Origin of the sequence: Kocuria gwangalliensis (assembly GCF_039544365.1) — a bacterium.
GTDB classification, from domain to species: domain Bacteria; phylum Actinomycetota; class Actinomycetes; order Actinomycetales; family Micrococcaceae; genus Kocuria; species Kocuria gwangalliensis.
Genome location: NZ_BAABLN010000034.1, coordinates 187,307 through 209,978, shown reverse-complemented (window position 1 = coordinate 209,978; position 22,672 = coordinate 187,307). Strand labels below are relative to the sequence as shown.

Below are 22,672 nucleotides of genomic sequence, written 5' to 3'. Positions count from 1 at the left end.
GAGTGCACTGCACAGCCCGCGGCCGCCCGGGCCCGGTCGGCACGCTCGCTGCACAGTGTGCGTCCGCCCCGCGGCCACGACAGTAACCGCGGTTGGCTGGGGGCATGTCGAAAATGTCAGCCCGAGCCATGGACCGAGCCGGGGCGGCCGTCTGGACGTGGGCCGCGGCGGCGTCGGAAGTGCTGCTGCCCGTGAGCTGTGCCGTGTGCGAGGAACCGGGCGCCGTGCTGTGCCGCGGGTGTCATCTGATGCTGCGCCGATCCACGGTGCATCCGGGAGAACTCCTCGCCCCGCGCGGGTTGGCCGCCGTCGACGCCCGCGTGTGGGCGGCCGGTCCCTATGAGCACGAACTGGCCTCGTGTGTGCTGTCGTTCAAGAACGGCGGGCGCACCGACCTCGCACCGGTTCTCGGTACCGTCCTGACCGGGGTCCTGCTCCGTGCCGCACAGCACGTCGCACCGACCGGGGAGCCAGTGCTGTGGGTGCCGGTCCCCACCTCGACACGAGCGAGATGGAAACGTTGGTTCGACCCGGTCCAGGAGATCCTGGCCCGCACCTCGCTCCCGCCCGCGACTTGGATCCACAGGGGACTGGAACACCGCCACAGGTCGCGGCTCGGGGCGACTCCCCAGAAAACTCTGGACGTTGCTCACCGGGCGCGCGCCATCAAGGGCAGCATGCGCGCATCCGGTGTTCAAGGTGCCACGTGTGTGGTGGTGGATGACGTCATGACCTCCGGAGCTACTGCGGCGGAGGCCGTCTCGGTGCTTCGACAAGCGGGTGCCCGCGTGCCCGGAATCGCGGTTCTGGCAACCGTCAGGGCCGGGTGTTCACCCGGGGCTGATTCCACCACGGCTGGGTCACATGTCAGTGAATTTCCCCACAGTTTGAACTAACGTTGGGTTACGGGAACGGAATACATGTATCCCGTGTGGGAGCAGCACTATCCCGCGTCATCCTCAAGACTTGGAGGGTCTCATGGAACTGAACGTCCAAGGACGAAACGTTGCGGTGCCGGAGCGATTCAAAGAATACGCGGAGAAGAAGAGCGAGCGTTTTACGCAGCTCGGTGACAAAGTGCAGACCATTGAGGTCAAGGTCACCAAGGACAACGGAGTATCGGGGCATCAAGGTATTCGCGTGGAGATCACGGTCATCGGCCGGGGCCCCGTGGTGCGCGCCGAATCTCGCAGCGACGACAAGTTCGCCGCTTTCGACGAGGCCTACGCCAAGCTGATCGAACAGCTGCGCAGGGCCCGTGACCGTCGCAAAATTCACCGCGGGGGACATCAACGCCCCACTGCCGTGCACGAAGCGACCGGTTCCCTGCCGGTACTTCCGAGCGAGGGAATCCCCGCCCCGGCCAGCGAGGAAGAGCTCTCCGCCGCGGAGGACGAGGCCTTCAGTGGGGAATACGCGTTGAGCGACACCCCTACCCCGGTAGAAATTCGCCGCAAGCGTTTCCCCGCTGACGAGCTCAGCGTGGACGAGGCCGTGGACCAGATGGAACTGGTCGGACACGACTTCTTCCTGTTCGTGGACAAAGAGACCCAGGAACCCTCGGCGGTGTACCGCCGCAAGGGCTGGGAGTACGGCGTGATCAGCCTCAGCAAGGACGGTACGGCCGCGGAAGAACAATCCCGCGCCTACCAGCCCCAGGCCAGCGCCTGAGAAGTTCAGTAGGATCGGGCGGATTCTTCGCACCCACCGGGCCCCGCGGCTTCAAGCGCGGGGCCCGGTATTGTGCCGCACCACCCCGAACTCACTCAGGCGGACTCACGTACACTGATCGGCGGTGCACCACCGTCCACAATTGAGGAGCGAACACACGTGGCGTCATTCCTGGAAAAAGTCCTTCGGACCGGGGATAAGCAGGTCCTGAAGCGACTGAGGTCCTACACGGACGCCGTGAACAGCCTCGAAGAAAGCTTCAAGGCGCTCAGCGACGCGGAACTGCGCGCCGAAACCGACTCGTTCAGGGCGCGCATCGATGACGGGGAATCCTTGGACCGTTTGCTTCCGGAAGCCTTCGCGGCGGTACGTGAAGCGGCGTCGCGAACCCTGGGGCAACGGCACTACGACGTTCAGCTCATGGGCGGTGCGGCACTGCACCTGGGCAACATTGCCGAAATGAAGACGGGTGAGGGCAAGACCCTCGTCGCCACGGCTCCCGCCTACCTGAATGCCCTGAGCGGCAAGGGCGTGCACGTGGTGACGGTCAATGATTACCTGGCCGAGTACCAGGCGAACCTCATGGGCCGTGTGTATCGCTTCCTGGGACTGGAAACCGGCGTGATCCTCGCCGGGCAGGACCCTGCCACCCGGCGCGAGCAGTACGCGGCGGACATCACCTACGGCACCAACAACGAATTCGGTTTCGACTATCTGCGCGACAACATGGCGTGGAGTGCGGACGAGCTGGTCCAGCGCGGGCACAACTACACCATCGTGGATGAGGTGGACTCGATCCTCATCGACGAGGCCCGTACTCCGCTCATCATCTCCGGGCCGGCCTCCGGTGAAGCCAACCGGTGGTACAAAGAATTCGCCAAGGTGGTCACCAATCTCAAGGCGGACACCGACTACGAGGTTGACGAGAAGAAACGGACCGTGGGGGTCCTCGAACCCGGGATCGAGAAGGTCGAGGATTACCTGGGGATCGACAACCTCTACGAATCCCAGAACACCCCGCTGATCGGTTTCCTCAACAATGCGATCAAGGCCAAGGAATTGTTCCACGCGAACAAGGACTACATTGTGACCCAGGGCGAGGTGCGCATCGTGGACGAGCACACCGGCCGTGTGCTGGCCGGGCGCCGCTACAACGAGGGCATCCACCAGGCCATCGAGGCCAAAGAGGGCGTGGAGATCAAGGCCGAGAACCAGACCATGGCCACCATCACCCTGCAGAATTACTTCCGGCTCTACGACAAACTGTCCGGGATGACCGGCACTGCCCAGACCGAGGCGGCCGAGTTCATGAACACCTACGAGATCGGTGTGGTGCCCATCCCGCCCAACAAGGCAATGGCCCGCATCGACCAGCGCGACCTGGTGTACAAGAACGAGGCCACCAAGTATGCGGCGGTGGTGCGGGACATCGAGGAGCGGCATGCCTCGGGTCAGCCCGTGCTCGTGGGTACGGCCTCCGTGGAGAAATCCGAGTACCTGTCCAAGCTGCTGGCCAAGCGCGGTGTACGCCACGAGGTGCTCAACGCCAAGAACCACGCCCGTGAGGCCGCCATCGTTGCCCAGGCAGGACGTAAGGCCTCGGTGACCGTGGCCACCAATATGGCCGGACGCGGCACCGACATCATGCTGGGCGGCAACGCCGAATTCGATGCCGTGGAGGCCATGGAGCAGAAGGGCCTGGACCCGGAGCGTGATGCCGAGAAGTACGAGGCCGAGTGGCCCGCCGTCCTCGAGCACTACGAGGTGGCCACCAAGGCCGAACACGAAGAGGTCATCGAGCTGGGCGGCCTGTACGTGCTGGGTACCGAGCGACATGAGTCCCGCCGGATCGACGATCAGCTGCGGGGCCGCTCCGGACGCCAGGGCGACCCGGGTGAATCCCGCTTCTACTTGTCGTTGGCGGACGATCTCATGCGCCTGTTCAACCCGGCCGTTGCCCAGCGCCTCATGGCGGTTGCACCGGATGACGTTCCCGTCACGGGCCGCATGATCACCTCGGGTATCGCCAACGCGCAGAACCAGGTGGAGGGTCGCAACGCCGAGCAGCGCAAGAACGTGCTCAAGTACGACGACGTGCTCAACCGCCAGCGTGAAGTGGTCTACCGCGACCGCCGTCGAATCCTCATGGGTGATGACATCGCCGAACAGATCCAGCAGTTCATCGCGGAAGTCATCACCACAGCGATCGAGGATCGAACCCGCGAGGGACACTCCGAGGACTGGGACCTGGATGGCTTGTGGGACGCATTGCGCGAGATTTACCCCATAACGCTGACTCAGCAAGAAATCGTTGACGAGGCCGGCGGGCGGCCGCGGCTGAGCGCGGACTTCCTCACCGAGCAAATCCTCTCCGACGCGAAACTGGTGTACCAGGAACGTGAGGACGAACTCGGCTCGGAAGCCATGCGCAACCTGGAACGTCGCGTGCTGCTGTCGGTGATCGGTCGCCGGTGGCCCGAGCACCTGTACGAGATGGACTACCTGAAAGAGGGCATCGGCCTGCGAGCCATGGCCCAGCGTGATCCGCTGGTCGAGTACCAGCGCGAGGGCCACGCGATGTTCAAGGGCTTGATGGACACGATCCGCGAGGAAACCGTGGTCACCATGTACCACTTGGAAGTCCGCCGCCAACGTACCGGTCTCGACGGCGGTGCCGTGGAGCTGGCCAAGCCGCAACGGCCCGCGTTCTTGCAGTACTCGGCCCCCAACGAGGACGGCGAGCCGATGGCCCGCCTCGAATCCAAGGACAACCACCAGTCGCCCGTGGGTGAGGGGGCGCGTGCCGCGGATGAGACGGAGGCGGAGGACGAGTCGGCCGAAGCCACCGACAACCGTGCACAGCGGCGCAAACGCAAGGGCGGCAGCGCCAAGAAGGGCTCACGCAAGTAAGTAGATCCAGATGGAGTAACGAGAACGGGCGGTACACACCACGTGTACCGCCCGTTCCCATGCGTGAGACTCATCCGACCTCCAGGTGCACCACGCGCCACTGACGGTTGATGCGCTCAATTCGCAGGGCCACGGCTCGGGCCCGCACCGATTCCTCGATGACGAGGGAGGCTTCGTAGCATTCGGGGGCCGGGGAACAGATCCTGACCCTGCGTACTCGCGGCGCGCGGTGGATCTCGAAGAGCGAGGCGCGATCGCGATACTGCTCCTGCACCAGACGGAGCATGGCGGCGCGCTCCTCGAAACGTTCCACGACGTCCGGGGTGGTCCAGCGGGCCAACTGTGTAGCGGGACGGGTGCCGCCCAGGATTTCCACGGCGGCCTGGCCGATGCTACGAGCCATGGCCGTCACGCGTTCCAGCTCGTTCTTGTGGGTCAGCCCGGCCCGGGTCCGGTCCGCTCGCCAGGAATAACCGCCCGAGGGAGGCTGGGGAGCAGAAACTGATGTGGTGGTGCTCATGACGTGGCTCCTTCGGTGGGTACTGCGCCGGGTGGTGTGTGGAGTAGCTGGGGTGGGACCCGCAACCGGTCCCCGGGGCGGATCAGATTTCCGCCGTTCTGCAGGTCGTTGTGTTCGAGCCACGTGGCAGTCTGCGCCGCGATCTGCGCGGCAGTTGCGTGCGGCTCCAAGAACTGCGCGGTGAGGTCCCACAGGGTGTCTCCGTGGATGACGGTCACGGTCGACTCAACCACTCGGGTGGGGGCGGGTGGCTGTTCGCATACTTTCGGGGAGGCCACCGCGGCGGAGGATTGGCCCGGCGCGACATCGGGCAATGCCGGCGCCGCCGGTGAAGGTTGAATCTCGGCGGGTGCAGGCTCCAACGCGGGATCCGTCCGGTCAGGAGCGCCGGTTTCCGGCGGCGGGGTGGCGGAATGCGCCTCGGGAGCACCGTGGGCATTCGGTTGCTGCGGCTCCGCCTGACTGATGCCGGAGTCGGAACGTGGCCAAAAGGGATCGATCGGTTCGTCCGCGTGGGCCGTCGAGACGGCGACCAGCTGGATTCCGAGCACCGCGCCCACCGTGCGGGCCATCAGCTTGGGTGTCAGGCGAGTGGCGCACCGTTCCACGCGATGCCACCGGAGCGCACGGGCCACGGCAGTGCACGCCATCATGAGAAGACCGGTGAACCACCAGGTGGCCAACACCACGCCGGCCAGGGCGGCGGTGAGCGCGACCGCGAGATCCGCGTTCAAGGGTGCCACGCCCAGCTCGGACCGGCCCAGGAGAGCCCACCCCAGAGCGATGAGCAGGGCCGATAGCAACGGGATGACCCACGTGGTGAGCGCGAACTCGATGCCGTGCGCCACGGTTCCATTCCTGGAGGCTTGATCACGTTTCATTGTTTTTGACCCTAGTAATGTTGTTTGATGCTGTTTGGTAATGTTTAGATCATTCAGGCTGAGGTGCCGGGCGTCAAGCATGGATGTAAATGCACAAGACCCCGAGCGTCATATTTCTCGGCCCCGGTCGTGATGTACTGATGCCACGCAGTGGCCGCTTCCGGTGACTGTCGCAACGGGAGGCACAGGGGGACGGCGTGCGCTGGGATGAACTTTTCGCAGACATGGAAGCGCAGCTGGCGCAGGCGGAACAACGCAGTGTGGAACGTGAAGCCGCGGAAACAGCCAGGGCGGAGCTGTCCCGACTCACGCTGGCGGAGCGCCTGTCGGCTCACCGGAATCACACCGTGCGGTTGTTGCCGGCCCATGGTGACGTGCTCGAGGGAGAGTTGACGGACATCGGCGCGGGGTGGGCGGTGATCCGGGAACGCTATTTTCAGCACCTCGTGCCCTTGCATTCCGTGGTGTGGTGGGAGGGGCTCCACCGCCGCTTCGAGATCGTCACCGAACGCGCTGTCCTGCGGAAGTTAGGGATGGGGCATGTGCTCCGGGCCCTGGCAGCATCGAGAACCCATGTCCGGGTCTTGCTCCTGGACCCGTCGTCCCGCGGGGACATCGACGGCACGCTAGATGCGGTGGGCCACGATTTTTTCGACGTTGCGCTCCACCCGGACGATCAATTCCGACGCCGCCACGCGGTCAAGGCCGTGCGCACGGTACCTTTCGGGTCGGTGGCGCTGGTCTCCTCACCGGATACCGCCTAATCCGCGCCCGGTTCAGCCGATGGATCCTTCGCGTACCGCCTGCTCGGTGCGTTCGTACCCCTTCTGGATGTACTCCTCCAGTTTCCGAGTTTCCACTCGCCACTGTCCTCGGCCACCCACCTGAATGGCGGGTAGCTCTCCCGAACGCACCATGGCACGAGCCTGAGCCACCGAGATCGACAGGATCTCGGAGACATCCGACAGCGTGAGAAATCGCTGCTCTGCCATGGGTGGTTCGCCTCATCTCGGGTCTTTTGATGCAGTTTGGTGGCTTCCAGTGTCCCACGGATGACCGCCCGGTGTCGGGTTATGCACAGAATTTTGCAGCGCGTGCGGAACGAGAGGGGCCAGATGTCCACATGTTGCGAGCCCTGATTTCCTCCGGGGCGGTTCACGGTGCACACTCATGACAGATTCGGTGGGGGCCGGATCCACCTCGGGGGAAGGGAAAAGTACATGTCCAGCGATGCGCGCGGCGACACAGCAACGGCCCAAAGATTCAAGAAACCGACATGGCGCGACCCCCGGCTAGTGGTCGGACTCTTGCTGGTGCTCATATCCATTGCGGCGGTGGTGCTGCTCATTTCGGCACTGAACCGCACGGAGCCCTATTACGTGGCCGCGCGCGATCTCTCGGTGGGGCAGCAAGTCACAGAGGAAGACCTCGTACCGGTTGATGTCAGGCTCCAGGACGCTTCTCAGCAGTACCTGTCCACGGAGAGTGGTCTGAAAGACAACGATGTCCTGGTGCAACGGGTTCCCAGGGGTCAGCTGGTGCCCACGAGTGCCGTGGGCACCGCTGATGAACTCGATCGCAGCCCCGTGGGTATCGCTCTGGAGACTCCCTTACCCGCAGAAGCGACGGCCGGCTCGCGCGTGGACGTGTGGGTCGCGGACCAGAAGGCGTCCGGCCGTGGGTACGAGAGTCCCCGCAAATTGGTTCCCGGTGCCGAGATCTCCACCATCGAATCCAATAACTCGGCGCTGGGGAACTCGACCGGCACCACGGTGCATGTCCTCGCCACGCCGGCCCAGGTCGAACCGCTGGTGGACGCCTTGGGCAACAGCGCCAAGGTCACACTGGTCCTCAACCCCACGGGTGGTGACTCGTGAGCATCTCTGTGGTGACGCTGGGGACGGGAACATGGCCGCTGGTCGACCAGATCGAACGACAGCACGGTTCCGTCACCGTGGTGCGCCGGTGCCTGGACCTCTCAGAACTGTTGGCCTGTGCCCACACGGGCATGGCCCGGGTGGCCCTCCTCGCCGAGGGTGCGGAAGAACTGACCGCGAGCCTGTTGGAACAACTGTCGCTCAGCTCGGTTCGGGTTCTGGTGCTCGCCGGTCACGATGAAATCCGCTTGGCAGCATTGGGTGTCACCATTGTTCCCGAGGGGGTCTCGGGTGATGACGTCACCGGCCTCATCGAGCAGGTGGCGGACTCACCGGATCCCGTGCCGTCCTATCGTGGCCATTCCCACACGGACGATCATCCCCGGGCCACCACGGTGCCCGAGACCCATCAGGCTGATACGTCGGAAACACATGAGACCACCGCGGCGAGCGCTGACCCGGGCCCGTTCCCGCAGGGTGGCACCGGCCGCATTATCACCGTGTGGGGCCCAATGGGTGCCCCGGGGCGGACGGTCACGGCGCTGAACGTTGCCGCTGAGCTGGCGTTGACGGGATCCACGGTACTTCTGGTTGATGCCGACACCTATGCGGCGTCGGTCGCGGCGAGCTTGGGCATGCTCGAGGAAGCCGCGGGTTTGGCTCAGGCGTGCCGGTTGGCTGACCAGGGGCGTCTGGATGGCGACGGGTTGCAGCGCTGTGCCACACGAGTGTCGGTGGCCGGGGCCACGATGGACGTGCTCACCGGGCTCACCCGCCACGACCGATGGCCGGAGGTCCGCGCGGCCGCTCTCGAAACCGTGCTGCTCCACGCGAGCGAGGCCTATCACGCGGTGGTGGTCGATACGTCTTTCGGCCTGGAATCGGATGAGGAGATCAGTCTGGACACGGTGGCGCCTCGGCGTAATGCGGCCACGCTCAGCGCGTGCGCCATGGCCGACACGGTGATCGCCCTGGGTTCGGCAGACGCCCTGGGTATTCCACGGTTGGTCAAGACACTGCCCGATCTCACGGACGCGGCGCCCTCGGCGCGATTGCTTCTGGTGATCAATAAACTGAGAAAAACATCGGTGGGACGCTCCGGTGCGGACTCCGTGGCCGAAGCGTGGGCGCGGTTCTCGCCCGGGCACGGCATCGACGCGACCCTGGACTGGGATCCCACCGCGTGTGACGAGGCGTTACTGGCCGGTGCGGTGTTGGCCGAGTCGGCCGCCAAGAGCGGTTTGCGGCAACAGATCACGAATTTGGCGGCTCGCGCGCTCCACCCCGAGGGTGATTCGGGCGCGGAGGAATCGTCGCCCGGGCGGGCGCCGGGGACTAGGCTGGGACAACGAATGGGCGCGTGGTTGCGCCGTTGATGTCCCCCCTGAAAGCGAGTGACCCGTCGTGGCATTTACGGACCCCCTCCGTTCCATCGAGGACTTCGACGCCGGTGATGCGGAATGGTTGCACTTGTTGGTGGGGGACTGGCAGCTCGTGGCGGATCTTGGCTTTGCGGACCTGCTGCTGAGTTTCCCCAACCGGGTCATCTCCGCGCAGGACAGTCCCACGGGGGCCGCCATCCCTGCTCCGAGCAGCGATTTCACGGTGCTGGCGCACGCACGCCCCACCACGGGCCCCACCGCGTTCCACAAGGACATGGTGGGGGAGACCATTTCCCCACGCGACTCCGCCCCCTTGCGTTCCGCGTGGGTGGACCAGCGCATGGAGCGCTTCAAGCTCAACGCCACGGACACTCAGCCCGCGGAATCGATTCTCGTGGTTCCGCTGGTCCGTAATCAGCGCACCATTGCGGTGGTCAGTATGCCCCTCGACCCGCATTTCGGGCACCCGGTGTCCCAAATGGAAACCGTGTACCGGGAAACTGCCCGGGACCTGTTGCGCATGGCCAACGAAGGCACATGGCCCGATTTCGCGGTGCGTAGCGATTCCCGCAGGGGCGCGCCTCGCGTGGGTGACGGAATGATGCGCCTTGACGAGCACGGCCGGGTGGCGTTCTGCTCACCCAACGGGCTGTCCACGTTCCGCCGGCTGGGCCACGAGGGAGACGTGACCGGCGAAAATCTTGTCGCGATTGCGCGCAAACTCGACGTCCGCGGCAACGGGGTGGATGAGACGATTGCCCCGGTGCTCGCGGGAACCATGCCGTGGCGCGGTGAGCTGGAGGCCGGAAACGTGTCCGTGACCCTGCGGGCCATTCCCTTGCGACAGGGGCCGTCGCGGACCGGGGCCCTGCTGTTGTGCCGGGATGTGACCGAATTACGGCGCAGGGACTTGCAACTGGTGTCCAAGGACGCCACCATTCGCGAGATCCATCACCGGGTGAAGAATAATCTCCAGACGGTGTCCGCGCTCCTGCGACTGCAGTCACGCCGAATGACCTCGGACGAGGCGAAACACGGACTGCAACAAGCGATGCGCCGCGTGAGTTCCATTGCCCGCGTTCATGAATCGCTGTCCTACGACATCTCGGATGACGTGGATTTCGACGAACTGATTCGGCACCAGGTGAAACTGGCGGTGGAAATGGCCTCGTCCACGCAGACGGTGGGCACCGAGGTGCGCGGCGAGTTCGGCCTCCTACCGTCCAAAAGCGCGACGTCCATGGCGCTGGTCATCAACGAGGTCGCGGCCAACGCCGTACAGCACGGGCTCAAGGATCGGGACGGAACGGTCTCTTTGGTGGTCGATTGGCTGCCCGACGTCGTCACCGATGCCGGGGAAGTTCACCGGGTCATCGAGGTGACCGTGAGCGATGACGGATGGGGCATGGGGGACACCGTCATCGAGGAATCGGGTGCGAGTGCTTTCCGTCAGGCCGGTGAGGGTGAGGGATTGGGCATGCAAATCGTCCGGACCCTCGTGGCCAGTGAACTCAAGGGCAAGATCCGTTGGCAACCGCGTGAGGGCGGGGGAACCAGCGTGGTGATCCAGGCCCAGTTCGCCGTGTGACCCGTGCCGTGCGGCGGTGACCCGTTGCGCCCATGTTCCAAGGGGTCAGCGCTGACCGGGATAGAGCGGAGCCCCCGTGACCGTCGAGGGTCACGAGGGCTTCGTCAAAACTTCCGGGCCGGAGGCCTCAGGGTTTCCCGAGACTCAGGACGCGCGACGAGCGCGTGCTGCACGGCGCTTGAGGGCGCGGCGCTCGTCTTCGCTCATACCGCCCCACACCCCGGCGTCCTGGCCGGATTCCAGAGCCCACTGCAGGCAGGTGTCCATGACCTCGCACGTGCGGCACACGGCTTTGGCCTCTTCGATCTGCAACAGAGCGGGGCCGGTGTTACCCACGGGGAAAAATAGTTCGGGGTCTTTCTCAAGACATGCTGCGCGACTACGCCAATCCATGATCTGCGGTGACGCTCCTTTCACAACGTTGGGTGTGTACGCAAACACGGCAGCACCGTCAAACGCGGGCTGAGCGCGGCAGGACAGTGTTCAGGGGGCGTACACACAGAAAAGGCCCGTGACGGCCGGGCCTCGAAAGATGATCTGTCCATTACTTTCTCACGTGAACAACTCGTGAACAAGGGTCTGAGCGGTATATCACATTGAAAGTTTTCCCTGATCAGTTTACCGATCATGACCGCGCGTGATCGTCATTAGAATTGGGGTGCCCGCTCGCCCTCCAGAAAGGCATTGTCCATGGTCCCCGCGTCTCAGCAGCAGTCTCTCAATCGCCCGTGGCCGGTGTGGTTGATCGGTGTGATCGTCGGGCTAGAAGCCGGGGCACTGGCCTATGTGGGTGCGCGATTTGTCATTTCCCTATTTTCCGAACACGCCATACCCATGGCGGGCATCATTTTCGGCGCAGTGGTGATGCTGGGTGCCGCCGTGTGGTTGGGGTCCGCGGCGTGGGGCACGGTCAAGGGTTTGCGGTGGCCCCGGGCTGCAATCCTGGTGTCGCAGGCCTTCTTGGTGATCGTGGGGATCTCCTTGACCCAGGTGGGTGCCCGGGCCATCGGTGTTGCTTGCGTGGCCGCCGCGATCATTACGCTCATTGCGTTGTTCAACCGGTCCACCGTGGTCTGGATGGGGGAGTCCACGCGCTATCCGTCCCACTGAGGGGTTTGGACAAGTTCGGCCATCCCGCGGTGGATCCAGTAACCGCGCCCGGGTGACCCGCCCAGCGGCATACCGGACAGCGACGCTCCGAACAGATCTCCGTCAAAGGCTTTCCTGGGCCTGAGCAACAGCGTGTCGGCCGTATGACGCCATGACATGAGCGGCGGAAACAGCGATGGCAGGCCGTCACTCAGCCGCGCCGTCACGATCAGCCGCAGCTCCTTCCCGACGACGCCGGCGCTCCCGACGCCGCTCGTCCCGGTCCCCGGTTGCCACAGGGCCCCCAGGCGCTGGATAACGGGTGCGGGCAACGAGTCCGCATCGTCAATCAGCACGGTGGTCCCCGGTTCCGCCTCGGTAAAGAGGGCGTCCAGTTCTCCGGCGGTGGTCGAGCGACAACGCAGGGGTGGCGTGTCGTGGAGTTGACCGGCCACCGAGTTCAGGAATGAGCTGCGGCCCGAGCGAGAAGGGCCCACCACCAGCAGGGTGGAACCGGGATTCCAGTCATGCACGGCCGGAACATGGTCCGTTCCCAAACCCATGAGAAGACCCCGGACGGGTTGTTGCGGCCCGCTCCACTGATCGGGCAGCGGTTGATAGCGGGCCCAGACACGGGTGTCCGGTTCCGGAGGGGCGATTTTCGTTGGGCGCTCCGGGTCACGCCCTGACCCGCCGGAGACGGCGCACGACCCCGCTGGAAGCTGGACCACCGTGTGAACACCCTGCCCGCGGGAGGCTGCCGCGGGCGCGCACCTGGCAGCGGCCGCTCCCTGCAGGACACCACGCAACGGCAGCGCTTTCACCGCCGGGAGTGTGGGCCATTGCAACAGGGCCTCGGCCGTCTGATCCGAGGGAAAATACACGCGCGTTCGCGCCGCGGACGAGACCCGCCCTGCCGACAGCGACCGGTCACCGGAAAACACCGCCGCTATCCCGGCCTGGGAGCCGGAAGCCGCAACTGCCAGCAGTTCGTCTTCGAGGTGGGCCCACGGGCTCGAACGAATGAGTGCGCAACATCGATCCCAATCCTCCACCAGGAGCACCGCCGGCGGTGCCGTGGCCGCTGCGCCGCCCGAACCCGACAGGAACCGCTCCGACCCCGCCGAGAGCCGACCGAGAAGTCCTTGGAGACTTGCGATATCCGCAGCATCCGCTGTCCCGTGCAGCAGACCCTGCCGCGACCTCGCGAGGGCGGCGCTTCTGACCGTGGAGGTTGTCGAGATGACATAAACGGCGGGGGCCTCGCGGCCCGGGCCCGCTGACCGCGAGCGCACCACCTGCTCCAGAACGGACAACAACGCCGCCGAGGTCTGTTCGGGGCGGCCGATGAGAAACAGTGTGCCGTCCGCCAGGAGGCGCCAGGATGCCCGGCCGGTCCAGTGGTCGGTGGAGTTCTCCGCGGGTCCCAGGTCCACGTGGCCCGGGGCGGTCGGAACCGCAACGGAGCGTTCCGGGAGGGGAGCGGGCACGGGGCTCACCGAGAAATCCGCCGGTGAACACGCCCCGTCCGGGTCAGGAGAACACTCCGCGATCGGCTCGTGAACCCGGTGGGCCTTCACAATGTCCGCCACCACGCGCTGCACCCCGTTTGCTGCGGCATCAGGGGTCTCCGTTGCTCGGGTGGATTGGAAAGGTGTGTTCCTTCCCACGAGGCGAATATGGACACCGGTCACAGGGGGTGCGGCGCAACTCGTGAGAATGGCCGTCTGCACTTCCACGGGAGAACCGTGGCCGGAGTCGATGAAGGCCCGGCCCGGAGTCTCGGCAGCAATGGCGGCGGCAACGGGGCTCCCAATGATGTCCGCGGAATCCTGATCCGTCCGGACCCGCAGACATACTGCCTGAGTGACATTGGCACGCACATCAGAAGGCACCGCCCCCTGGGGGCGTTGAGTCGCCATCACCAGGTGGATCCCCAGGGACCGGCCCACGGTTGCGATCTTCGCGAGCTCGTCACCGGCTGCGGGGAACGCGTCCACGAGCATCTTGACCTCGTCGACCACTATCACGAGCTCCCGGAACACCAGGGGCTCCGTGGCACGCGCCAGGTGTAGTAGCCGTCGAAAGTCCGACAGGCCGTGCTCGGACAGGATGCGCTCGCGGCGTCGGAGTTCGGCGCGCAAGAACTCCAGGGCGCGCCGCACGTCCTCCGGGGCCAAATCGGTCAGCAGAGTGCACCGGTGGGGGAGTCCGCTGAGCGGTGCCAACGCGGCTCCGCCCTTGAAATCCACGAACAGGAACTCCAAGCGTTCCGGCGCGAACCGGCACGCAAGTGAGGCCACGAACGTCCTCAGCACCTCGGACTTGCCGCATCCCGTGGTGCCGGCGATCAGCACATGCGGGTGCTCATCACCGAGGGAAAGCTCTTCCGCCCCGCGACGCGACAGCCCGATCGCGGCACTCAGGAAGGGGACGCGAGCAGTCTCGGCCCACACATCGGGAATCCGGTCGGGTTCGGGAAGAATCAGATGAGAACCCACGGTCCGCGGCAGTCCCGAGACGTCGCGCAACGAGGGAACGCTCGTTTGAACCCTCGACCACTGCTGCATGGCGTGCGCGAAGACGCAGGCCGTCACGCCGTCGGCGCACAGGTTCATCCGATCCCGGCCGGCGCTCGCGTCCAGTCCGGGGACCGCGCCGGGTACATCGCATGCAATGACCGCAGTGCCGTCCCACGCGAGGACGGCACCACCGGCGGCGGCATCGGCGCGGTCACCGGGGACGGACACCACGAGTCGCACGCGCTCCTGGGTCACCGGGATCAGTGCGGCCGTCCGCGCGGAATAGATTTCCAGTGCCGGGCCGATGACCGAGCCGTGCCGTTGCGCGTCCGTCACGTGCAACGTGGGAAGAGCCGGCGGGCGCCATTCCACGGTGGGATCGACAATCAGGTTCTGGAATGCTCCGGGGCCGGTCAGCAACTGCATGGCCACGGCGTTGACCACGTTCCCGCGGTGCCGGGAGGGTAGCCGCACGTCCAGGTGGGGCACGCGTGACATGTCGATGAGCACGGGTGCGAGGCGGTGCTGCGCGGGTACGGCCGACGGGCCGTCACCCACGGTCACGGCGGCGGCCCGCGGAGCCTCGCCCAGTCGTACCCACCGCTCGTGTTGGACCGCTGCGGTGCCGAGCGCGGGAAGAGCCAGTGACGCCCCCGAATCCAGCAGCCGCAGTCGGTGCACCACTTCCGCCGCCGACGGCGCCGCCTGATCACAGCGTGTCAGGTCCCGTTCCAGTGCGGCGGCCACGCGGGTCCGTTCCCAAAGCACGGCCGCTCGACCCACGGCCCAGCTGACCACGGCGACGACGGCGCCCAGAGCGCTGAAGACCATGAAGAACCACATGCCCGTGACGATGGTGATGACCACTCCCAGAACCAGGGGGAGCAGCCCCATGACCAGGCCCATCCGGGCGCCGTGCCCTGAGCCGCGGTGGACCGTGATGATCTCCGACGGGCTGCGCTCCCCGCCCTCCCCGGCACCCCACTGGACGCGGCGGTGCTCGGGTGAGTCCCCGGTGGGCGTGCTCACCTCGAGCCAGGACTCACCGCAGCGCAAACGGTCACCCTCCCGCAGCGGGATGGAACCGGGCATGATCCGGATACCGGAGTGATCCATCACGATTTCCGTGGCAGCGCTTCCGGCTCCCCGCGCCGCCAGGATGGGGACCCCGTTGGTGCTGCTCAGCCACTGGGAACCCCTGGCCACAGCCAGCTCGGTACCGGAGGCAGCACCGGAGACCACGGTCAACCGGGGCATGTCATGTCCCCGTGTTAGGTTCCGCGCGTGATGATCCTCCCCACCGGAAAAAGCAGCGCGCACTCGGGTGCCGGACCCCACCGGGTCGGCCACAGAGGGGGTGTGTTCGCTGAGCGTGATGGTTGCCCCGTCCACCAGCGGGGGTTCGCCGAAGCGTGCGGCGTTCACGTTCGTGCCGCCGATCGTTGCCGCGGCGTGGACTCCCAGAAATGTGCATACCGCCAGAGCCACGCTGACCCCGGGGGCTCCCGGTGCGGCCTCGATGGCCACGCTGTGCTTCTGTTCCTCCGATCCGCCGGCCCAGCGCAGATCGACCATGATTTCCATGGGTCCCAGCACAGCATCGCTCGCACGATGGGCCGGGGTGGGAACGTCCCGGTGTGGAAGCGGGCGGCAGGCCCCGGGCGGCGTCGTCGTTGTGCAGCGCGCAGACCGTGCACCGGGAAAATCTCGGGAAATTACCGGAGGCCAGCGGTGGACGGGCCCGGCAACGGGTACCCGCACGTGAGACAGTGGAAATCATGAAACCCCGGAAGGTTGTCATTGTCACTCGGATCTTCACACCGGAGCCGGCCGCTGCCTCGTTCAGATTGCGCGCCCTGGCCAGGGGGTTTGCCGCTGAAGGCGCAGAGGTCACGGTGCTCACCACGCGGCCGCCGCGCGGGATGAGCGACACGACCGCGGCGGAATCGTACTCGGAGATTCGCGTGCCGGTGCTGCGCGACGCGTATGACTACGTGCGCGGGATTCCCCAGTACTTGAGTTTCGATATCCAAGCGTTCGCCCGGCTGCTGGTCATGGACGCGGACATCGTGATCAGCGAGCCGCCGCCCACCACGGGACTGGCCGTGTGGGCCTCGAGTGCGCTGCGGCGTCGCCCGTACATCTGGTACAACCCGGATGTCTGGACCTCCGCGACCCTCACCATGGATGTGCCGCGGATCGTCACCGAGCTGATGCGCCTGGCTGAGACCGTGTCCGCCCGCCGCGCGGGCGGCGTGATCACCGTCTCCGAGGCCATGGGCGCGGAGCTTGCAGAGGTCACGGGTGTGAAACGCGACAAAATGTTCGTGGCCGAGAACGGGATCGACACCGACATCTTCACCCCGGACGGCCCGACCGAGGAACTCACGGAACCCTATTTCGTGTACGCCGGTTCGATGTCGGAGTGGCAGGGAGCGGACGTATTCATTGACGCTCTCGCCCGGATCGTGCCCGAGCACCCGGACGTCAAGATCCATTTCTTGGGCCGCGGCTCGGACGTGGAACGGATGGAGCGTGTGGCGCGCGAAGTGGCCCCGGACAACGTGGTGTTCGACGGCATGCAACCGCCCGAGCGCACCGCGGCCTTCACTCGCGGTGCCGTGGCCGCGCTCGCCTCGATCGTTCCCGGCCGGGGCTACGACTTCTCCAAACCCACCAAACTCTATGCCGCCGCCGCGTGCGGGACGCCGGTGATTTACGCGGGTGCCCGCGGGGTGGCCGCGCAGTTGGTCACGGACAACGATCTGGGTCAGGCCGTGGGCCACAACGCCGCCGAGGTTGCCGCCGCGATGCGCACCGCCCTGGAACCGTCCGGCCTGCACGATCGGGACGCGGGCGTACGACGCCGCTCGGACTGGGCCCGCGCGCATGCCTCCTTGGGCGCCTCGGGCCGCGCCGCGGCCGCATGGGTGCTCAGCGGGTTCGTCCGGAACCGGTCGCGGTGACGGCCCCCACAGCGTCAAGAAAGTGCCGAACCGGCGGAGTCCGGTAACTTAGGGCAAGATGTCTTGACCCTCACGGGTCGTGAAGATGGTAGGGAGTAAATACGTGAACACTGATTTGGTGGTCGTCGGTTCGGGTCTGTTCGGTTTGACCGTGGCAGAACGAGCCGCCAGGGAATTGGGATTGCGGGTCACCATGATTGACCGTCGGTCCCACCTGGGCGGAAACGCGTACAGCGAGAACGAGGAACGCACCGGGATCGAGGTGCACCGCTACGGCGCGCACTTGTTCCACACGTCCAATGAGCGCGTGTGGGAGTACGTGAACCGCTTCACCGCGTTCACCAACTACGTGCACCGGGTGTACACCCGTCACAACGGCGAAGTGTTCCCCATGCCCATCAACCTGGGCACCATCAACCAGTTCTTCCGCTCGGCGTACTCGCCGGGTGAGGCACGGGACCTGATTCGTGAGCAGGCCGGCGAGTTGGCGGGCACCGACCCGCAGAACCTCAACGACAAGGGCATCCAGTTGATCGGCCGCCCGTTGTACGAGGCGTTCATCAAGCACTACACCGGTAAGCAGTGGCAGACGGATCCCAAGGACCTGCCCGCGTCCATCATTTCTCGGTTGCCGGTGCGTTACACCTACGACAACCGTTACTTCAACGACACCTACGAGGGCCTGCCGGTGGACGGCTACACCGCGTGGCTCGAGCGCATGGCGGACCACCCGAACATCGATGTTCGCCTGGACACCGACTTCTTCGACGACTCCCAGGAGTTCTCCAAATCCAACGTGGTGGGTCAGGTCCCGGTCATTTACACGGGCCCCGTGGACCGCTACTTCGACTACACCGAGGGCGATCTCTCCTGGCGCACCATTGACCTGGAGGAGGAAGTCCTGGACATCGAGGATTTCCAGGGCACCTCGGTCATGAACTACCCGGATCAGGACGTTGCCTACACCCGGATCCATGAATTCCGTCATTTCCACCCGGAACGTGACTACACCAAGGACGCCACCGTGATCATGCGCGAGTTCTCGCGTTTCGCGGACAAGGGCGATGAACCCTACTACCCGGTGAACACCGCAGCGGACCGCGAGAAACTGCTGGCCTACCGCGATCTCGCCAAGGGCGAGCAGTCCGTGCTGTTCGGCGGACGACTGGGCACCTACAAGTACCTGGACATGCACATGGCCATTGGTGCCGCACTGTCCATGGTGGACAACAAGATTGCACCGCACTTCACGTCCGGTGCACAGCTGAACAGCGGAGGCGTTGACGAATGAGCACTGTGAAGAACGAGGCGACCGCAGCCACCGCGGACCAGCCCGCGGACTCCCGGACCTGGCAGACGGTCGCACACATCATTTTCCCGACCGACGCGGATACGGACACGCTGCCGCTGTTCGTGGACTTCAACGCCCAGCGTCACACCGCTGTGAAGTCACTGCGTCCGTCCGAGGCCGGCGAGGAGCAGTCCGCGGCAGCGGAGCAGGCAGATGCCACCGCCTCCGCTCAGGCGACCCAGATCCACTCGGAATACCTCTCCAGCGATCGCAGTATCCACATCCCGGCGCACACCCGCATCTCGTTGGGCACGTACTTCAACGCGTTCCCGGCCTCCTACTGGCGTGCGAACACCTCCGTGGACACCGTCCGCCTGAGCGCTCGCACCACCGGCCCGGCCAAGATCCTGGTCTACCGCTCCACCGCACGTGGCACCTCCAACCGTGTGATTACCCTGAACATGGACGGCACCGAGCAGTACACCGACCTGCCGCTGACGAGCTTTGGCGACGGCGGTTGGTACTGGATCGACGTGGTCACCTCCACCGCCGCGGTTGAGCTCGCCTACGCCGAATGGTCCGTCCCCGAGCCCGAGGGCTTCACCCCCGGCACCGTGAGCGTGGCCATCACCACGTTCAACCGCCCGGATTTCTGCGTGCGCAACCTCAAGACCCTCGGCGAAGCCGATGCGTTGGCGGACGTGGTGGACCGCTTCATCATGACGGATCAGGGCACCGAGAAGGTTCGTGACGAGCCCGGTTACGACGAGGTTGTGGACATTCTCGGAGACAAGCTGGTTCACATCGAACAGGGCAACCTGGGTGGTTCCGGCGGCTTTGCCCGCGGCATGTACGAGGCCACCGCGGACGGCACTAGCCGCTACGTGATGCTCCTCGACGACGACGTGGACGTCCACCCCGAGAGCATCCGCCGTGCCGCTCGCTTCGCGGACTTCACCCGCCACAAGACCATTGTGGGCGGACACATGTTCAACCTGTACGAGAAGTCCGTGATCCACAGCTTTGGTGAGCGCGTCAACGAGTACCGCTTCATGTGGGGCTCCTCGGAAGGCGTGCGTGAAGCTCATGACTTCGCCGCGTCCAACCTTCGCGTGACCCCGTGGATGCACCGCCGCATCGATGTGGACTACAACGGGTGGTGGATGTGCCTGATCCCCACGGACATCATTCGGGAGATCGGCCTGGCACTTCCCGTGTTCATCAAGTGGGATGACGCCGAATTCGGCCTGCGCGCCCAAAGGGCCGGCTACGGCACCGTGTCCCTGCCCGGCGTGGCCGTATGGCACATGCCGTGGACCGAGAAGGACGACACCATTGACTGGCAGGCGTACTACCACGCCCGCAACCGCTGGTTGGCCGCGATGCTCTACAGCCCGTACTCCAAGGGCGGTCGGCTGCCCAAGGAGTCGCTGTTGACCGACGTGCGCCACTTGGTCTCCATGCAGTACTCCGCCGCCGAGCTGCGCGCCATGGCGCTCGAGGACCTGCTCGAGGGTCCCGAGCATTTGCACCGGACCATTGGTACCAAGCTGGCCGAGGTGCGCTCCATCCGCGGGTCGTTCTCCGACGCGCAGGTGAAGAAGGACCTGTCCGCGTTCCCGAGCGTGCGCCGCAGCAAGCCGCTGCCGCACGGGGAGGAACCGCACCCGCCCAAGACCCGATTGGGGCGCGCCGCCAAGCTGCTCTCCGGTGCCGTGCACCAAGTGCTGCCGGTCAAGGCGGACGAGTCGGATCACCCCGAGTCCCGCGTGCCCGCCATGAACCTGCAGTGGTGGCGCATGGCCACCCTGGATTCCGCTCTGGTCTCCAGCGCCGACGGTTCGGGTGCCTCCTGGTACAAGCGCGACGACGCCACGTTCAAGCGCATGATGCAGCGCAGCCTGGCGCTGCATCAGCGGCTGTACCGCGACTGGGACAAGCTGGCCGAGCAGTACCGCGCGGCACTGCCGGAGTTCACCTCTCCCGAGGCCTGGGCTCAGACTTTTGCCGAGAACGGTCCCAAGAAGTAGCTTTGCTCCATGCGCGACGCCGCACGTGTTCGTTCGCGTGCGGCGTCGTCTTGTATCCGGTGACGCCGCCAAGGGCGCGTCACGAGGAAAGGATGGCACCACCGTATGAAAGCTCCCGCTTCGCATTTGAAGCCCCCGGGACAGGATCGCGGGCTGCGGGACGTCGTGGAGAATCGGTTTCTGTTGAGACTGATCGTCGACAAGGAAATTCAGATCCGGTACCGCGGCACGGTGCTCGGGCTGCTGTGGTCCTATCTGAAGCCCGGTGTGCAGTTCCTGGTGTTCTACATCGCCATGGGCGTGTTCCTGGAACTCAACCGCGGCATCGAGAACTTCGCCGTGTACCTGTTCTCAGGAATCGTGGTCATGAACCTGTTCGGGGAGGTGTTCGGTAACGCGTCCCGCTCGATTGTGGCCAACGGCGGGTTGCTCAAGAAGATCTACCTCCCCAGACAGCTCTTCCCGGTCTCCAACCTGTTGGTGGCGTTCGTGCACTTCGTGCCGCAGCTGGCGATTCTGCTGGTTGCATGTTTCATCACGGGCTGGCGGCCGGACCTCAAACAGTTGCTCGCGGTCATCGTGGGCACCCTGATCGTGGCCGTGTTCTCGCTGGGCCTGGGCATGATGTTTGCGACGTTCAACGTGTTCTTCCGCGATGCCGAGAACATCGTGGACCTGATCGTCATGGTGGCCACGTGGGCCTCACCCGTGCTCTACATGTGGATCATGGTCCGTGACAAGCTCTGGGAATGGGTGTACTTCGTGTACATGCTCAACCCACTGACCGTGGCGGTGGAACTGTTCCATTACGGGTTCTGGTTCCCCACCACCGATAACCCGCAGATCTGGCACGTACCGCCACACCTGCTGACGTGGTGGACGCCGCTGACCATTGTGGTGAGCGGGCTCATTTTCTTCATTGGTGACCGTTTGTTCCGTGCCCAAGAGGGCAACTTCGCGCAGGAGCTGTAAATCATCGTGTCCAGTACTGCTAGCAACACCACCCAGGAACGCACCGAGGCGGATCTCGCGATCCGCGTGCAGAACATGAGCAAAGAGTTCGTGCTGCGCCACACCCGCTCCATGAAGGAAGCCTTCGTGTGGTTGGTCAAGGGCCGCAAGGGCGATCTCACCGCCAAGTTCAAGGCCCTCAATGACGTCTCCTTCGACATTTACGACGGCGAGACCGTGGCCCTGTTGGGGTTCAACGGCTCCGGTAAGTCGACATCCCTGAAAATGATTTCCGGCGTGATGAACCCGGACTCCGGCACCGTGCTCACGCGCGAGAAGGTTGCCGGCCTGATCGAGGTGGGCGCCGGTTTCCACCCGGACCTCACCGGCCGGGACAACGTGTACCTCAACGGCGCGATCCTGGGCATGACCAAGGCGGAGATCGACGAGAAGTTCGATGACATCGTGGCCTTCTCCGAAATCGCCGAGTTCATCGACACCGAGGTGAAGTTCTACAGCTCGGGCATGTACCTGCGCCTGGCCTTCTCCGTGGCGGTTCACACGGATCCCGAGGTCTTCCTGGTGGACGAGATCCTCTCCGTGGGTGACGAGCCGTTCCAGAAGAAATGCATTGGTCGCATCAAGGACCTGGTGCGCCGCGGCAAGACCTTGGTGGTCGTCAGCCACGACCTGGGCCTGGTCATGGACATCTGCGAACGCGGCATCGTGATGGACCACGGCAACAAGGTCTACGACGGTTCCGTGTTCGGCGCGGTGGCCCACATGCGCCACCAGGATCCGCAGGACGTGGAGCGCGAACACCGGGAGAACCTGGCGCGCGCCATCGAGGACAAGAAGCGCCACCGCGAACGTGAGCGGGTCGAGGCCCTCGAGCGCGGCGAAGAGTTCACACCCCAGTACGATCCCGATCTGGACGGGCCACTGTCGGAAGAGGACGCCACCTCCGCCTGACGGCCTGAGAAAGTACGACGGC

17 protein-coding genes and 1 pseudogene are annotated in these 22,672 nt (G+C 65.2%); 13 read left to right on the top strand and 5 right to left on the bottom strand.

Annotation, left to right across the window (positions count from 1 at the left end):
- Positions 1–104 precede the first annotated feature (104 nt).
- From ABEA06_RS12120 to secA, 3 genes are all read left to right on the top strand, one after another.
- A complete protein-coding gene (locus ABEA06_RS12120) occupies positions 105–896 on the top strand; it encodes a ComF family protein (protein WP_345311636.1) in 792 nt (263 codons plus the stop codon).
- Positions 897–978: 82 nt separating this feature from the next.
- On the top strand, positions 979–1,671 hold the full coding sequence (gene hpf, locus ABEA06_RS12115) for a ribosome hibernation-promoting factor, HPF/YfiA family (protein WP_303381713.1): 693 nt from the start codon (positions 979–981) through the stop codon (positions 1,669–1,671).
- Positions 1,672–1,830: 159 nt separating this feature from the next.
- Positions 1,831–4,581, top strand: a complete 2,751-nt coding sequence (gene secA, locus ABEA06_RS12110; RefSeq protein ID WP_345311635.1) for a preprotein translocase subunit SecA — start codon at positions 1,831–1,833, stop codon at positions 4,579–4,581.
- A 70-nt stretch (positions 4,582–4,651) separates the two neighbouring features.
- Here secA and ABEA06_RS12105 read toward each other — a convergent pair whose 3' ends face one another.
- Both ABEA06_RS12105 and ABEA06_RS12100 read right to left on the bottom strand, forming a co-directional pair.
- On the bottom strand, positions 4,652–5,101 hold the full coding sequence (locus ABEA06_RS12105; protein WP_303381715.1) for an Rv3235 family protein: 450 nt from the start codon (positions 5,099–5,101) through the stop codon (positions 4,652–4,654).
- The gene (locus ABEA06_RS12100) at positions 5,098–5,982 is read right to left on the bottom strand and encodes a hypothetical protein (protein ID WP_303381716.1); all 885 of its coding nucleotides are present in this window, start codon (positions 5,980–5,982) and stop codon (positions 5,098–5,100) included. Before ABEA06_RS12100 ends, ABEA06_RS12105 begins: the two co-directional genes overlap by 4 nt.
- Before the next feature lie 197 nt (positions 5,983–6,179).
- Between ABEA06_RS12100 and ABEA06_RS12095 the strand changes: the two genes are divergently transcribed.
- Positions 6,180–6,746, top strand: coding sequence for a hypothetical protein (locus ABEA06_RS12095; protein ID WP_345311634.1), 567 nt, complete (start codon positions 6,180–6,182; stop codon positions 6,744–6,746).
- A 12-nt stretch (positions 6,747–6,758) separates the two neighbouring features.
- On the opposite strand, the gene ABEA06_RS12090 is transcribed toward ABEA06_RS12095, so the two are convergent.
- Positions 6,759–6,974 carry a helix-turn-helix domain-containing protein gene (locus ABEA06_RS12090; protein WP_303381718.1) on the bottom strand — a complete coding sequence of 72 codons (216 nt, stop codon included), beginning with the start codon at positions 6,972–6,974 and terminating at the stop codon, positions 6,759–6,761.
- Between the two features lie 228 nt (positions 6,975–7,202).
- On the opposite strand from ABEA06_RS12090, the gene ABEA06_RS12085 reads away from it, so the two are divergent.
- From ABEA06_RS12085 to ABEA06_RS12075, 3 genes are read left to right on the top strand one after another with little or no spacing between them, the layout of a single operon-like run.
- A complete protein-coding gene (locus ABEA06_RS12085; RefSeq protein ID WP_345311633.1) occupies positions 7,203–7,859 on the top strand; it encodes an SAF domain-containing protein in 657 nt (218 codons plus the stop codon).
- The gene (locus ABEA06_RS12080) at positions 7,856–9,235 is read left to right on the top strand and encodes an AAA family ATPase (protein WP_303381720.1); all 1,380 of its coding nucleotides are present in this window, start codon (positions 7,856–7,858) and stop codon (positions 9,233–9,235) included. The genes ABEA06_RS12085 and ABEA06_RS12080 overlap by 4 nt, the downstream gene beginning before the upstream one ends.
- Before the next feature lie 28 nt (positions 9,236–9,263).
- On the top strand, positions 9,264–10,829 hold the full coding sequence (locus ABEA06_RS12075; protein WP_345311632.1) for a sensor histidine kinase: 1,566 nt from the start codon (positions 9,264–9,266) through the stop codon (positions 10,827–10,829).
- 144 nt (positions 10,830–10,973) lie between these two features.
- Here the strand turns inward: ABEA06_RS12075 and ABEA06_RS12070 are convergent, their stop codons facing one another.
- On the bottom strand, positions 10,974–11,222 hold the full coding sequence (locus tag ABEA06_RS12070; RefSeq protein WP_019309413.1) for a WhiB family transcriptional regulator: 249 nt from the start codon (positions 11,220–11,222) through the stop codon (positions 10,974–10,976).
- A 297-nt stretch (positions 11,223–11,519) separates the two neighbouring features.
- Between ABEA06_RS12070 and ABEA06_RS12065 the strand changes: the two genes are divergently transcribed.
- Positions 11,520–11,939, top strand: a complete 420-nt coding sequence (locus tag ABEA06_RS12065; RefSeq protein WP_312396044.1) for a hypothetical protein — start codon at positions 11,520–11,522, stop codon at positions 11,937–11,939.
- Here ABEA06_RS12065 and ABEA06_RS12060 read toward each other — a convergent pair.
- Positions 11,924–16,024, bottom strand: a complete 4,101-nt coding sequence (locus ABEA06_RS12060; RefSeq protein ID WP_345311631.1) for an FtsK/SpoIIIE domain-containing protein — start codon at positions 16,022–16,024, stop codon at positions 11,924–11,926. The genes ABEA06_RS12065 and ABEA06_RS12060 overlap by 16 nt on opposite strands.
- Before the next feature lie 194 nt (positions 16,025–16,218).
- Between ABEA06_RS12060 and ABEA06_RS12055 the strand changes: the two genes are divergently transcribed.
- The 5 genes and pseudogenes from ABEA06_RS12055 to ABEA06_RS12035 all read left to right on the top strand — a co-directional run.
- Positions 16,219–17,406 carry a glycosyltransferase family 4 protein gene (locus ABEA06_RS12055; RefSeq protein ID WP_345311630.1) on the top strand — a complete coding sequence of 396 codons (1,188 nt, stop codon included), beginning with the start codon at positions 16,219–16,221 and terminating at the stop codon, positions 17,404–17,406.
- 103 nt (positions 17,407–17,509) lie between these two features.
- Positions 17,510–18,697 carry a UDP-galactopyranose mutase gene (gene glf / locus ABEA06_RS12050; protein WP_345311629.1) on the top strand — a complete coding sequence of 396 codons (1,188 nt, stop codon included), beginning with the start codon at positions 17,510–17,512 and terminating at the stop codon, positions 18,695–18,697.
- Positions 18,694–20,727 carry a glycosyltransferase gene (locus ABEA06_RS12045; RefSeq protein WP_345311628.1) on the top strand — a complete coding sequence of 678 codons (2,034 nt, stop codon included), beginning with the start codon at positions 18,694–18,696 and terminating at the stop codon, positions 20,725–20,727. The genes glf and ABEA06_RS12045 overlap by 4 nt, the downstream gene beginning before the upstream one ends.
- Before the next feature lie 105 nt (positions 20,728–20,832).
- A complete protein-coding gene (locus tag ABEA06_RS12040; RefSeq protein ID WP_345311627.1) occupies positions 20,833–21,699 on the top strand; it encodes an ABC transporter permease in 867 nt (288 codons plus the stop codon).
- Positions 21,700–21,774: 75 nt separating this feature from the next.
- Positions 21,775–22,467 (top strand): annotated as a pseudogene (locus ABEA06_RS12035) (ABC transporter ATP-binding protein); the annotation flags it as partial.
- Between the last annotated feature and the right edge of the window lie 205 nt (positions 22,468–22,672).